Here is a 13660-nt window from a genome sequence, read left to right on the forward strand (position 1 = left end):
GAGAGGGGGTTTGTGCATGATGACCTGGTATCTGCTGATCCCCATCCTGCTGCCGCTGGTGGGGGCCTGCTTCGTGCCTTTTATGCGGGTGGCACGGGAGCGTGCGCAGCTGCTGGGCGCGCTGTTTGCGGTGGAGCTTGTCTGCACCGCGCTGGCCGCCTGGAAATGCAGCGGCACCCTGGTCCTGTTCACGGTGGGCGGCTTTGAGTTTGCCCTGCTGGCGGACGGGATGGGCAAATTTTTTGCGGTGATCACCGCGGCCATGTTTGCCGCGGCGGGAATCTTCGGGTTTGAGTACCTGAGCGAGGACGAGCATCCCCGCCGGTACCACATCTTCTACCTGCTGACCCTGTTTGCCCTGGAAGGCCTGGCCTTCTCGGCGAACCTGTTCACCTTCTACCTGTTCTACGAACTGATGACCTTCCTGAGCATGCCTCTGGTTCTGCACGAGGGCACCGACAAGGCGCGGCGCGCGGCGTTCAAGTACCTGGGCTACTCGCTGCTGGGCGCCTGCCTGGCTTTGTTCGGCTTTGTATTTGCCGACCGGTTCTGCACCACGCTGGACTTTGTGGCCGGCGGCAATGTCAACACCCTGGCCGTGACCGGCCACACCGGCCTGGCCCTGGCGGCGGCCTTCTGCATGCTGCTGGGCTTTGCGGGCAAAGCCGGTCTGCTGCCCCTGCACGCCTGGCTGCCCATCGCCCACCCGGAGGCTCCGGCCCCGGCTTCGGCGGTGCTGAGCGGCGTGATCACCAAGGGCGGCGTGCTGGGCATCATCCGGGTTGCCTACTATGTGTTCGGCGCGTCTTTCCTGCGGGGCACCTGGGTGCAGACCACCCTGCTGGTGCTGGCGCTGTGCACCGTGTTCATGGGCAGTATGCTGGCCTATAAGGAGCAGCTGCTCAAGCGCCGGCTGGCCTACTCCACCGTGAGCCAGGTCAGCTACGTGCTGTTCGGTCTGTTTTTGTTCTGCGAGGCGGGCCTGACCGGCGCGCTGCTGCAGGTGGTGTTCCATGCGCTGGCCAAGGTGTGCCTGTTCCTCTGCGCCGGCGCCCTGATCCACTACACCCATCGCACCCGCGTGCCCGACTTCAAGGGCATTGGCCGTCAGATGCCCTGGGTGATGTGGTGCTTTGCGCTGGCGGGGCTGTCCCTGGTGGGTATTCCCCCGCTGGGCGGCTTTGTGAGCAAGTGGTATCTGGCCGAGGGCGGCCTGACCCAGCTGGGCGTGCTGGGCGGCTCCCTGGGCGCGGGCGTGCTGCTGATCAGCGCGCTGCTGACCGCCGGCTATCTGCTGGGCATTGTGCGGGATGCCTTCTTCCCGGGCGCTGAGTTCCAGCAGGAAGAACTGGCCGCCAAACCCGGCTGGGCCATGAAGCTGCCGCTGGCTGTGCTTGCCGCGGCGCTGGTGGTGCTGGGTGTGTGGCCCACCGGCCTTGTTTCCCTGATCGGCGGGTTTGCCGCCGCGATTCTGTAAGGAGGTGGCACAGAGATGAGTCCCATTATGCTTTTACTGCCTGTGCTGCTGCCGATCCTGGGCGGTGCGGCGATGTTCGTGCTGCCCGCGCAGAATACCAAGCAGCGGGAAGTGTACGTGCAGCTGTTCACCTGTGCCACCAGCATTCTGGTGGCGGTGCTGCTGTGGAACCGTCCTTCCGGCACCGCGGTGGTGCTGGACATGGGCAACGTGCAGCTGGCCCTGCGTCTGGACAGCCTGAGCGTTGTGTTTGCCGCCATTCTGGCGGTGCTGTGGCCCCTGGCGGTGCTGTACAGCTTTGAGTACATGCGCCACGAGCACGGCGAAAACCGGTTCTTTGCTTTCTTTACCATGACCTACGGCGTGGTGCTGGGCATCGCCTTTGCGGCCAACGCTTTTACCCTGTATCTGTTCTACGAGCTGCTGACCCTGTGCACCCTGCCCCTGGTCATGCACGAAATGGACGGCCAGGGCCGTTTTGCCGGTAAGAAATACCTGGCCTACTCCATGAGCGGCGCCGCGCTGGCCTTTATCTCGATGATCTTCCTGATGCAGTACGGCAGCCTGGACTTTGTACTGGGCGGCAACCTGTCCAAGATTCTGACCGTCGGGCATGAGAACACCCTGCGCATCGCCTTTGTGCTGGGCTTCTTCGGCTTCGGCGTCAAGGCGGCGATCTGGCCGCTGCACGGCTGGCTGCCCAGCGCCGGTGTGGCCCCCACACCGGTTACCGCGCTGCTGCACGCTGTGGCGGTGGTCAACGCGGGCGTGTTTGCGATCCTGCGCCTGACCTACTACAGCTACGGCACCAATCTGCTGCAGGGCACCTGGGCCCAGGATCTGGTGATGGCCTTTGCGGTGATCACCATCGTGTACGGCAGCGCCATGGCCCTGCGGATGCAGCACCTGAAGCGCCGGCTGGCCTACTCCACCGTGAGCAACCTGTCCTACATCCTGTTCGGCGCCACCCTGATGAGCCCCGGCGGCCTGGCCGCGGCGCTCTGCCACATGGTGGTGCACAGCTTCGTCAAGATCATCCTGTTCTTCTGCGCGGGTGCGCTGCTCTGCCAGACCCATCACAAGGAGTACATCTTTGAGTACGAGGGTCTGGGCAAGCGGATGCCCATTACCTTTGGGGTATTCACCTTTGCCAGCATGGCGCTGATCGGTATTCCCATCCTGCCGGGCTTTGCCAGCAAGTGGGCGATTGCCAGCCATGCGGCCATGTACAACAACCCGCTGGCCTGGGCGGGCGTGGCGGCGCTGATGATCAGCGCGCTGCTCACCGGCCTGTATCAGATGGGTGTGGTGGTGCCCGCGTTCTTCCCCCGCAAGGGCCACCAGGAACCGGATTGGGCCGTTTCGGTCACCGATCCGGGCTGGCGGATGGTTGCCAGCCTGCTGGTGCTCTGCGTGCTGGTGCTGGCTCTGGGCCTGGGCGCCGATTGGCTGTATTCTGTTCTGACCCGCGTGGCCGCGGGCCTTGTGTAAGAAAGGAGGAGGCGCTGTTATGAGCAATATGTTTGCGATCCTGTGCTTCTTTCTGGTGCTGTTCCCCTTTGCGGCGGGCATCGTCTGCTGGGCGGTAGGCCGCGGCGGCTGTGTGGCCGCTGACCGGCTGGCCCAGCTGAGCAGCACGCTGGTCTTTGTGGGATGCCTGGCGCTGAGCCAGTGCGTGGGCGGCTCGCTGAGCCTGCCCGGCGTGCTGGGTCTGGGGCTCAGCTTCCAGCTGGACGGCCTGCGCCTGGTGCTTTGCTGCCTGGCCGGGTTCCTCTGGATGATGACCACCCTGTTCACCCCCGAGTACCTGGCCGGAAAAGCCAAGAACAACCGGTACTACCTGTTTTTGCTGTTCACCCTGGGCAGTACCCTGGGTGTATTCCTCTCCGCGGATCTGTACACCACCCTGGTGTTCTTTGAGATCATGAGCCTGTCCAGCTGGGTGCTGGTGGCCCAGAGCGAGACCCCCGCTGCCATCAAGGCGGCCGACAGCTACCTGGCCTTTGCGATCCTGGGCGGTCTGTCCACCCTGATGGGCCTGTTCCTGCTGTATCAGCAGCTGGGCACCCTGACCATCAGCGAGCTGGCCGCCGCGGCCGCCGCTGTGTCCGACAAGCGGCTGTTGTATGTGGCCGGTGCCTTTACGGCGGGCGGTTTTGCCGCCAAGTCCTGCGTGTTCCTGGTGCACACCTGGCTGCCGGGCGCCTATACCGAGGCTCCCACCCCCGCCACCGCCCTGCTGAGCGGCATCATCACCAAGGCGGGTATCTTCGGGCTGTTTGCTCTGAGCGGCCAGCTGTTCCTGCATGACGCGGGCTGGGGCCTGGCGGTGCTGCTGTTCGCGGTAGCCACCATGGCCGTGGGCGCGCTGCTGGCGCTGTTCAGCACCGAGCTCAAGCGCACCCTGGCCTACTCTTCCATGAGCCAGATCGGCTTTATCCTGGTGGGCGCCGGCATGCAGGGCCTGCTGGGCGAGGAAAACGGCCTGGCTGTCTGGGGCAGCGTGCTGCATGTGATGAACCACTCGCTGATCAAGCTGTGCCTGTTCCTGGTGGCCGGCGTGGTGGTCATGAACCTGCACAAGCTGGATCTGAACGACATCCGCGGCTTTGGCCGCGGCAAGCCGGTGCTGATGATCGCCTTCCTGCTGGGGGCGCTGGGCATCGGCGGCGTGCCGGGCTTCAGCGGCTATATCAGCAAGACCCTGCTGCACGAGAGCATCGTGGAGTACATCGGGGTGCTGGAAACCGCCGGCCAGAGCGCCGGGCTGTTCCACGCCATTGAGTGGATCTTCCTGATCTCGGGCGGTCTGACGGTGGCCTACATGACCAAGCTGTTCGTGACCCTGTTTGTGATGAAGCACCCCACCCGCCAGGCGGAGTTTGACGCCCTGAACGGCCATTACATGAGCAAGCTGGCCACCGTGGTGGTGGCGGTAAGCGCGCTGCCCATGCTGGTGCTGGGCGTGCTGCCCCACTACACCATGGACAAGGTGGCGGCCCTGTGCCAGGACTTCTTCGGCAGTGAAGGGCCCGAGCACACCATCGCCTACTTCTCCCTGACCAACCTGAAAGGCGCAGCCATCAGCATCGTGATCGGCGCGCTGGTGTATCTGGTGGTGGTTCGCTGCGTGGTGTACGCCAAGGGCGAGTATCACAACCGCCTGCCCCGCTGGCTGGATCTGGAAGAGATGCTCTACCGTCCGCTGGTTCTGGGCGTACTGCCCTTTGTGGGCGCGCTGGTTGCCCGTGTGGCGGGCAGCGTTATGGAATGGTGCATCGCGCTGTGCAACGGTGTGCTGATGTGGCGGGCTACCCCCACCATCAACCCCCGCAGCGACGACACCTTCTGTGCCTATGAACCCCACAGCCGCCGGATGCCCAGCTTCAGCTCCAGCCTGTCCTTCGGGCTGATGCTGTTCGGCTTCGGTCTGGTGAGCATTCTGGTGTATCTGCTCTTCTTCTGATACCCGGAATAAAACCCATAGAAAAGCGCGGCCCCCGCGTCGGAAGATTCCGATGCGAGGGCCGCGTTTTGGTTTTTTCCTTATTCCGGCAGCAGGCAGGCGATGCGGGCGTCGTTGTAATCGGCAATGACCGGAAGTTCCGGAAAAGCCGCCGCCAGCTGGGCCCGGCCCTCGCCGGTCTCCCCGATGCCCACCACCTGCCCGGCCCCGGCGGCCAGTGCCGACCGGATACCGGCGGGCGCGTCCTCCAGCACCACGCAGGCGGCCGGATCCACCCCCAGCCGCTGCATGGCCAGGCGGTAGATGGCCGGGTCGGGCTTGCCGGGCATATCCGGGCCGGAGAAAATCACCCGCTCCGGCGTGAACCACCGGGCCAGCCCCAGCTGTTCAAAATAGAACTCCACGTTGGGCCGGGTGGAACTGGTGGCGATGGCAAAGGGGATGTTTTCCGCTGCCAGCCGGTCCAGCAGCGCGGCGGCGCCATCTACCAGCCGGTAGGCAGGCCCGGCCCCGCGACAAAGCTGCCGGTACAGATCTTCTTTAGCCTCGCCCTCCGCGTCCGCCTCTGCCTGGGTGGGGCATCGCCCCAGCAGGTAGGTCAGGATATCCCGGTTGGTGCGGCCATGCACATGGGCCAGAAACTCCTCACGGGGCACCACGCGGCCCAGGCGGCCCTCCATATAGCGATTCCAGGCTTGTTCGTGATAGATCGAGTCGAAGACCAAAGTGCCGTTAAAATCGAAAATCCAGGCGCTGGGACGGGTCATGTTTTTCCTCCGTACAGTTCATAGTAAAAGGCATACTGCTGCAGCACCCCCGCGAATCCCTTGTACCGCCGCATGGGAAAGCCCCGCTTGTAGTGGGCATCGAGCATCTGGCGGATGTGGGTGTCGATGGGAAAGGCGTCCAGTTTGTGCAGCCCGAACAGGCAGACGCAGTCGGCCACCTTGACCCCCACCCCGGGCAGGGTGAGCAGGGCGGCGTGGGCTTTTTTATAGGGCATGGCCGCCAGGGATGCCAGATCCGGCTGGCCGGCGGCGATCCGGGCGGCGGCCGCCCGCAGATAGGGGGCCCGGTATCCCAGCCCCAGCGCCCGCAGTTCTTCCTCCGAGGCAGCGGCCAGGGCGGCGGGGGTGGGGATGTCGTACCAGATATTCCCCTCCCGGTCGGCAAAGGGCGCGCCGTAGGCCCGGCAGACCGCCTCCAGATTGCGGGTGATGCGGGGAATGTTGCTCTGCTGGGACAGGATAAAGGCCACGGTGGTCTCCCAGGGATCCTGGCGCAGGATACGCACCCCAGCCGCACAGGCCACGGCGGCGGTCATATAGGCGTCCCGGGGATTGACCGCGGCGGCAAAGGCCTCGTAGTCGGTATCCAGGTCAAAGTAGGGGTACCAGACCGTTTCCCATTCCTCCGGCGTGCAGTCGAACAGGAACCCGTCCCCGTCCGGCCGGATGCAGAGCCGCCGTCCCCGTGCGGTCAGGCCCCAGCCGCCGCCCTCCGGCAGCGGCGCAAACCGGAAACACTGGCCGGAATGGCCGATGCGCGCCGGGTCAAACCAGGCAAGCTGCTGACGGATCACGATTTCTTCTCCTTTTTCTCCGGGGGATTGTTCACGATGGTGGTCACCCGGGCATCCCGGGGGCTCTCGGCCACCGAAACCAGATACTTGTAGATCTGCAACTTGTTCTCCTCATACAGGCCCAGAGACTCGTACAGGTCCTTGTAGTAGGTGAACAGGGCGGTGCGGGTGGTGACCATATTGCGGATGTTCAGCCGGGAATGGCAGATGCTCTCCGGGTTCTGCACATAGTAGTAGATAGGGGTGGCCAGGGCATAAAACCGCTCGGCGTAACGGATGTATTCCAGGTTGAACAACAGGTCCTCGCTCCACTCCAGTTCCTCGCTGCACTGGATGTCATGGGCCTGCACCAGTTCCCGCCGGTACAGCTTGTTCCACATGACCCCGTAGTAAAAGCTGGCCGGTTCCTCCATCAGGTGGCGGGCAAACTGCAGCTTGTCCAGCGGGCCCTCCTCCAGGAATCCAAAGGTGGTGGTGATCTCCCGGGTGGCGGGGGTCTGGCCCGGCAGCGCAAACAGCTTGACCGTCTCCACCCGGTGGTAATGAGCAATGACCATGTCCGCATTGTACCGCTCGGCCTTGTTTACCAGCAGGGCGGTGGCGTTGGGGTCCAGGTAATCGTCGCTGTCCGCGAACTGCAGATACTTGCCCTCGGCCAGTTTCAGTCCCAGATTGCGGGTGGCGGATACCCCGCTGTTGGCCTTATCCACCAGCAGAATCCGTTTGTCCACCTTGGCATACATGCGGCAGACCTCCAGGCTTACGTCCTTGCTGCCGTCGTTGAGCACGATGATCTGCAGGTTCTGGTAGGTCTGGTGTCGGATACTCTCAATGCACCGGGCAATATGATTCTTGGCGTTGTACACCGGCACGATGATGCTCACCAGCGGTTGCTGTTCCATGGGATGGGGGCTCCTTTCCCGGGCGGGGCTTGCAAAATGCCCTGCGCCCTTTTATAGTTATGATAGTACAAAACCGCCGCGGACGCAACGGTGCGCGGCTGGAGGGAGTGGAGATTTATGGAAATCCAGACGGCCGCCCTGATCGGCCTGGGGGCGCTGGGCATCACCTTCGGCCAGCGGCTGAACGCCTGCCTGCCCAGGGGAAATTTTGTGGTGATTGCCGACAAGGAGCGGGCGGACCGCTACCGCCGCACCGGTGTACGGGCCAACGGGGCGCTATGTGACTTTACCTATGCGGAGCCGGCGGCAGGCAAGCCGGTGGATCTGGTCATTGTGGCCACCAAGTCGCTGGCGCTGGCAGGCGCCATGGAGCAGATGGCCGCCTTTGTGGGGCCGGACACGGTGCTGCTGAGCCTGATCAACGGCATCACCAGCGAAGAGGAGCTGGAAACCCGCTGGCCGGGGCAGGCGCTGCTCTGCGTGGCGCTGAACACCGACGCCACCCGGGTGGGCCAGGATGTGACCTTTACCGCGCCGGGGGTGCTGCAGATCGGCGAGCGGAACGGCAGCGCCAGCCCCCGGCTGGCGGCAGTGGAAGCCCTGCTGCGCAAAGCCGGCATCGCCTGCGAGGTATACCCGGACATGATTTACCGCCAGTGGAACAAGCTGATGATCAACGTGGGGCTGAACCAGGCCACGGCGGTGTACGATGTGCCCTACGGCGGCGTATACGCCCCGGGCGAGGCCCACGACACCATGATGGCCGCCATGCGGGAAGTGGTGGCGCTGAGCCAGAAAACGGGCGTATGCCTGCGCCAGGACGCGCCGGAGCAGTGGCTGGCTGCCACCACCGTCACCTTTGACCCGCAGGCCATGCCCAGCATGCGGCAGGATACCCTGGCCCACCGGCTGACCGAAAAGGAGCTGTTCAGCGGTACCATCCGCCGCCTGGGCCGGGAATATGGCGTGCCCACCCCGGTCAACGACCGGCTGTATGCGGAACTTTGCCGGATCGAGCAAAGCTGGAACTGAGTATGCACAAAAAGCGGCGCGGCCGAACGCAAGGTTCAGCCACGCCGCTTTTTGCCAAAATAAAACCGGGGCGCTGCCTTGCGGCAGCGCCCCGGAATTTCACTGGAAGGTTTTCCGATTACAGCTCGGCGAAGTACTTGATGGTGCGGACCATCTGGCTGGTGTAGCTGTTCTCGTTGTCGTACCAGGACACGACCTGCACCTGGTAGGTGTCGTCGTCGATCTTGGTGACCATGGTCTGGGTAGCGTCGAACAGGCTGCCGTAACGCATGCCGATCACGTCGCTGGAGACGATCAGGTCCTCGTTGTAGCCGTAGCTCTCAGAGGCAGCGGCCTTCATGGCGGCGTTGATGCTCTCCTTGGTCACGTCCTTGCCCTTGACAACGGCCACCAGGATGGTGGTGGAGCCGGTGGGAACAGGCACACGCTGGGCAGAGCCGATCAGCTTGCCGTTCAGCTCGGGGATAACCAGGCCGATGGCCTTGGCAGCGCCGGTGCTGTTGGGAACGATGTTGGCAGCGCCAGCGCGGGCACGACGCAGGTCGCCCTTGCGATGGGGGCCGTCCAGGATCATCTGGTCACCGGTGTAAGCATGCACGGTGGTCATGATGCCGCTCTGGATGGGGTAGGTGTCGTTCAGGGCCTTGGCCATGGGAGCCAGACAGTTGGTGGTGCAGGAAGCAGCGCTGATGATCTGGTCGTCAGCGGTCAGGGTGTTCTCGTTGACGCTGAACACGATGGTCTTCAGGTCGTTGCCGGCGGGAGCAGAGATAACAACCTTCTTGGCGCCAGCCTCGATGTGAGCCATGCTCTTGGCCTTGCTGGTGTAGAAGCCGGTGCACTCCAGCACGACATCGATGCCCAGCTCGCCCCAGGGGCACTCCTTGGCGTCCTTGATGGCGTAGATGGTGATCTTCTTGCCGTCGACGGTGATGTAGTCCTCACCAGCCTCAACGGTGTGGCCGGCGTAACGGCCCTGGGCGGTGTCGTACTTCAGCAGATGAGCCAGCATCTCAGGGCTGGTCAGATCGTTGATAGCCACCACTTCATAACCCTCGGCGCCGAACATCTGACGGAAAGCCAGACGGCCGATGCGGCCAAAACCATTGATTGCAACTTTAACAGCCATTGTCAAATCCTCCCAAAACAAAATTTTGTTGGTGACATCATTGTACCCCAAAACCGGACAAACTGCAATAGTTTGATAAATAATTAACGCTATTGATGGAAAATGCTGCCCCCGGGCGGGGCTTTTTGGATTTTTTGTACATCCCGGCGGCAGACTAAGGGGGAACGCGCGCCCTGAAAGCCACCCAAAGTCTGCGGCGCGCCGGAAAGGAGCGATTGGCAGCGGTGGAACACGCGTCTGTATACGGGGGATGCCCGCCCCCGGTAAGCCGGCGGATGGCGGCGGCGGTGCGGGGGCCGCTGGGCCGGGTGATGCCCGCCCTGACCGCCCAGCCGGATCCGGCACGGGCGTCGCTGCGGGGCGGCTATCAGCTGCTGCGCTGCGCGGAAAATCTGGAACTGTACGCGGCGCTGCAGCGGCCTGCGCCGGGCTGCGGGCCGCTGGATCTGGCCGCTCTGACCACCAGCCTGCTGACCGCCGCCCGGGAGGTATGCCCCACCCGGCCGCAGCGGCTGCAGGGCGGCGGTGGGCCTGTGCCGCTGCCGGTGGTCTGCCATGCCCGCAGCCTGACGGCGGTGATCCTGAATCTGGTAAGCAACAGCCTGCTCTACGCCGGGCCTGCCGCGCCCATCCGGCTGGAAGCCTGGCGGCAGGGCAGCCGGGCGGTGGTGCGGGTGCGGGACGGCGGCCCCGGCATGAGCGCCGCGGTACAGCTGCGGGCCTGCGCGCCCTTTTTCAGTGCCGGGGGGCCGGACGGCGGGGCCGGGCTGGGCCTGGGGCTGACCCTGGCGGCACTGCTGGCCCGGCAGGCGGGCGGGGTGTTTGCGCTGGAAAGCCGGCCCGGCCGGGGCACCTCCGCCACGCTGGCGCTGCCGCTCTGCCCGGCGGCCAGCCTGCCAGCGCCCCCCACCGCCGCCGCCCTGCTGGAGGACCGGTACAGCCCGGTGTATGTGCAGCTTTGTCAAAGCTGCGTATTGCCCGGATGAGCCTTTTGTGCTATGCTGGACGGGAACATGCACCAAGCAGAAAGCAGGGACCGGTATGGACAAAAAGGTTTGCATTATTTATACCGGGGGCACCATCGGGATGGCTCCCACCGAACAGGGATACGCCCCCGCGCCGGGGATGCTGCAGCAGGCACTGGACACCGCCGCCGAGCTGCACAGCCCGGAGATGCCCGCCTGGGAGCTGCTCACGCTGGACCCGCTGCTGGACTCCTCCGACATGACGGTAAACGAGTGGAACCGCATCGGCGAGGTGATCTGCCGGGAATACCCCCGGTTTGACGGGTTTGTGGTGCTGCACGGCACCGACACCATGGCCTATACCGCCGCGGCGCTGAGTTTTATGCTGGAAGGGCTGGACAAGCCGGTGGTGCTTACCGGCAGTCAGATCCCCCTGTGCCGGGTGCGCAGCGACGGCTGGGACAACCTGGCCGCGGCGCTGCTGATTGCCGGAGAGGGGGTGGCCCGGGAGGTAAGCCTGTACTTCGGCGGGCGGCTGCTGCGGGGCAACCGGGCGGCCAAGCTGTCGGCGGACGGGCTGCAGGCCTTTGACAGCCCCAACTATCCCCCGCTGGCCACCGCCGGAGTGGATATCCGGTACGACCGGGCCGCGCTGGCCCGCCCGGCCCAGTCCGGCCCGCTGCGGATGACCCGCCTGCGCCACACCCCCATCGGGGTGCTGAAGGTGTTTCCGGGCATCCAGTTTGAACTGTTCAGCTCCATTGTGACCGAAAAGCTGCGGGGTCTGGTGCTGGAAACTTTCGGCGCGGGCAACATTCCCGGCGCGGGCTGCGGGCTGCTGCCCCTGCTGGAAAAGGCCCGCCGCCACGGCGCGATCCTGACCGTCTGCAGCCAGTGCACCGAAGGGGCGGTGCATCTGGGCACCTATGCCTCCTCCAGCGCCCTGAAAGCCGCCGGGGCGGTGAGCGGTCTGGACATGACCACCGAAGCCGCCGTTGCCAAACTGTACTATCTGTTCAGCCTGGATCTTACCCCCGAACAGATCAAGCACTGGATGGAGCAGGATCTGCGGGGCGAGCTGACCGAGGACTGACCCCCTACATACCAAACACCGCCCTGTCCCGCGGGACAGGGCGGTGTTTTTAATTTTCCTTTTTGCGGCGGCGGGGTTCGGCGCCCAGTTCCAGCTTGAAGCACTCCCCCATGCGGATGCATTTTTTCGGGCAGTGCCGGCGGGCCATATACTCGCAGCAGCCCGCCTCCTTATAGGCCCGGGTACAGACCACCCGGCCGGCGGCGGCGCGCACCAGCGCGGCCCGCACGCCCCAGCCTTTCCGGTAGCCGTTGGAGACGATCAGATACCCGGCGGCGGGCAGCAGCATCGCCCGGGCCCCATGGCCGGGGGCCTGCACCGCCTTGTATTTCTGTTCCAGCAGGCCGCTGCGGCGCAGCTCGTCCAGAACTTCCTGGTCCACATCGCCGGTAAGCAGCAGCCGGTCATCCAGGGCACAGACCAGGCTGCTCTCGTCCAGCCGGTTCTGCCAGGCCAGACGACGGGCCGCGGTGTACCGGTCCAGCAGGGCGGCCAGTTCCGGCTGGCGCTGCGCCTGGGCCTGCACCGCCGCCCGCACCGGCAGCAGCGCTTCCATGGCATTGGCCAGCGCCTCGGCGGCCGGCAGGCAGTTTTCCGCCTCCCGGGCGCCATCCTCGGCCAGACATTCCAGACAGGTCTGAAACGCTGCCATCAGCTGCCGGCAAAGGTCCCAGCCGCCCGGCATGACCTGTTCCACCGCCTGACGCACCGCGCTCTCGAGATCGCTTTGATCCGGGTCCGCCCCCGTCCACTGGGGGCAGGCATTGGCGGCAGGTTCACTGTCAAACAGGGTCAGCTGCTCGGCGTCGGGCACACAGGGCCAGAGCACCGAAATCACCTGCCCGGCAAACCGGATCGTCTGCCCCTGGCGACGCAGCAGTACCTGCCCGCAGACCCGGGGCAGCTTGGCCAGAAGCGCCGCGCCGTCCCGGGCGGCGTGCCAGCTCCAGCTGCCCGCCGGGGCCGTAATGGCCAGGGTGGCCAGGGCGTGAGCGGCTTCCCCCCGCTGCTGGTACAGGCTGTAGGGCAGATAGACCCGCTGTATGGCCCGGGGGCCTTTCAGGTGAACAAATCCGTTGAACCGGTCCGGGTCAAACCGGGTAATGATCAAATCCGCCACCGGGGCATCGGCCAGTTCCTCCCGGATGGCGGCCCAGGCGTAGGCAGAGGCGGAACGCCCGTGACGGGCACTGCCTCTTCGGTTGGTACGGCTGCCGCAGTCGGCAATCAGCAGGGCCCGGCCCTGCCGCAGAATGCAGCAGTCCCCGTAGCCCATTGGTTTCACGATCAGCTGCATGGGGGCCTCCTTTATGTCGGGCGGACGGCCCGCAAGATAGAGAGCCCCTCCCGGGGCCCTGTTTCTGGTATTATACCACATTCCCGCCCTGTCGAAAAGTGGCGGGGCTTGCGCCGCCGGGCCGCAGGACGGTATAATAGAGCACAGAACCCCCTGAACGGAAACGGAGGCATAGGCAATGGTAAAGCGGTACGCGGCCATGGTGGCCGTTTTGTTTGTAGTGCTGGCCCTGGTATGGGGCTGGATGTTCTGGGAAAAATCCCAGCGGGATCAGGCGGACGCCTTTGCCCGGCCGCTGCAGGAGCATCCCCTGCCCGCGGGCATGAGCCTGGTGGTGGCGGACGCGGACAAGGGGGAGGACGGTTCCACCATCGGGGCGCTGCTGCTGCGCGGCACCACCGACGCGGAGAGCCTGCTGGCCTTTTACAGCGACACCGACTATCCCCCCGCCAAGGAGGGGGAAACGGTGACCCTGGAGGTACGCGAAGCGGACGACAGTTCCCTGGACGCGCTGCGGCAGGCAAATCTGTATGAAGAAGGGGCAGACTACTGGTTTGTGTATGTGACCAGCGCCCCCGCCGCCTGATTCTGCCAATTTGTGACAAAGAAAAACCGGCGCGCCGCCAATCCTGCGGTGCGCCGGTTTTGTTTGTGTTTTCAGGCGGCCGGCTGGCTCTCCGCCGGGGCCGGTTCCGCCGTGGGGGCGGGGGTGGGTTC

12 protein-coding genes are annotated in these 13660 nt (G+C 64.9%); 7 read left to right on the plus strand and 5 right to left on the minus strand.

Annotated features, from left to right (window positions below; genetic code table 11):
* Positions 1-16: 16 nt before the first annotated feature.
* The 3 genes from B5E65_RS14180 to B5E65_RS14190 are packed head-to-tail and all read left to right on the plus strand — an operon-like array spanning position 17 to position 4943.
* Positions 17-1477, plus strand: a complete 1461-nt coding sequence (locus tag B5E65_RS14180; RefSeq protein WP_242957568.1) for a complex I subunit 5 family protein — start codon at positions 17-19, stop codon at positions 1475-1477.
* 15 nt (positions 1478-1492) lie between these two features.
* Positions 1493-2968: a complex I subunit 5 family protein gene (locus tag B5E65_RS14185; RefSeq protein ID WP_087172418.1), complete on the plus strand. Its 1476-nt coding sequence runs from the start codon at positions 1493-1495 to the stop codon at positions 2966-2968.
* Positions 2969-2987: 19 nt separating this feature from the next.
* Entirely contained in the window at positions 2988-4943 is a 1956-nt protein-coding gene (locus B5E65_RS14190; RefSeq protein ID WP_087172419.1) for a complex I subunit 5 family protein, read from the plus strand.
* 80 nt (positions 4944-5023) lie between these two features.
* On the opposite strand, the gene B5E65_RS14195 is transcribed toward B5E65_RS14190, so the two are convergent.
* From B5E65_RS14195 to B5E65_RS14205, 3 genes are read right to left on the minus strand one after another with little or no spacing between them, the layout of a single operon-like run.
* Positions 5024-5710 (minus strand): HAD family hydrolase, encoded by a 687-nt coding sequence (locus B5E65_RS14195; RefSeq protein WP_087172420.1) that lies wholly within the window; start codon positions 5708-5710, stop codon positions 5024-5026.
* Complete coding sequence (locus tag B5E65_RS14200; protein WP_242957569.1) at positions 5707-6525, minus strand: DNA glycosylase; 819 nt, start codon at positions 6523-6525, stop codon at positions 5707-5709. The genes B5E65_RS14195 and B5E65_RS14200 overlap by 4 nt, the downstream gene beginning before the upstream one ends.
* Entirely contained in the window at positions 6522-7427 is a 906-nt protein-coding gene (locus B5E65_RS14205) for a glycosyltransferase family 2 protein (RefSeq protein WP_087172421.1), read from the minus strand. Before B5E65_RS14205 ends, B5E65_RS14200 begins: the two co-directional genes overlap by 4 nt.
* A 117-nt stretch (positions 7428-7544) precedes the next feature.
* Here B5E65_RS14205 and B5E65_RS14210 point away from each other — a divergent pair, with 117 nt between their 5' ends.
* Entirely contained in the window at positions 7545-8459 is a 915-nt protein-coding gene (locus tag B5E65_RS14210; RefSeq protein WP_087172422.1) for a ketopantoate reductase family protein, read from the plus strand.
* 118 nt (positions 8460-8577) lie between these two features.
* Here the strand turns inward: B5E65_RS14210 and gap are convergent, their stop codons facing one another.
* Positions 8578-9588: a type I glyceraldehyde-3-phosphate dehydrogenase gene (gap, locus tag B5E65_RS14215; protein WP_087172423.1), complete on the minus strand. Its 1011-nt coding sequence runs from the start codon at positions 9586-9588 to the stop codon at positions 8578-8580.
* Positions 9589-9812: 224 nt separating this feature from the next.
* On the opposite strand from gap, the gene B5E65_RS14220 reads away from it, so the two are divergent.
* Both B5E65_RS14220 and ansA read left to right on the plus strand, forming a co-directional pair.
* Positions 9813-10574 (plus strand): sensor histidine kinase, encoded by a 762-nt coding sequence (locus B5E65_RS14220; protein ID WP_087172424.1) that lies wholly within the window; start codon positions 9813-9815, stop codon positions 10572-10574.
* Between the two features lie 55 nt (positions 10575-10629).
* Entirely contained in the window at positions 10630-11646 is a 1017-nt protein-coding gene (ansA, locus tag B5E65_RS14225) for an asparaginase (RefSeq protein ID WP_087172425.1), read from the plus strand.
* Positions 11647-11695: 49 nt separating this feature from the next.
* Here ansA and B5E65_RS14230 read toward each other — a convergent pair whose 3' ends face one another.
* Complete coding sequence (locus B5E65_RS14230; RefSeq protein WP_087172426.1) at positions 11696-12943, minus strand: ComEC/Rec2 family competence protein; 1248 nt, start codon at positions 12941-12943, stop codon at positions 11696-11698.
* 178 nt (positions 12944-13121) lie between these two features.
* Here B5E65_RS14230 and B5E65_RS14235 point away from each other — a divergent pair, with 178 nt between their 5' ends.
* A complete protein-coding gene (locus B5E65_RS14235; protein ID WP_087172427.1) occupies positions 13122-13529 on the plus strand; it encodes a hypothetical protein in 408 nt (135 codons plus the stop codon).
* Positions 13530-13660 lie beyond the last annotated feature (131 nt).

Origin of the sequence: Gemmiger sp. An120 (genome assembly GCF_002160955.1) — a bacterium.
In the GTDB taxonomy this organism is placed as follows: domain Bacteria; phylum Bacillota; class Clostridia; order Oscillospirales; family Ruminococcaceae; genus Gemmiger_A; species Gemmiger_A avium.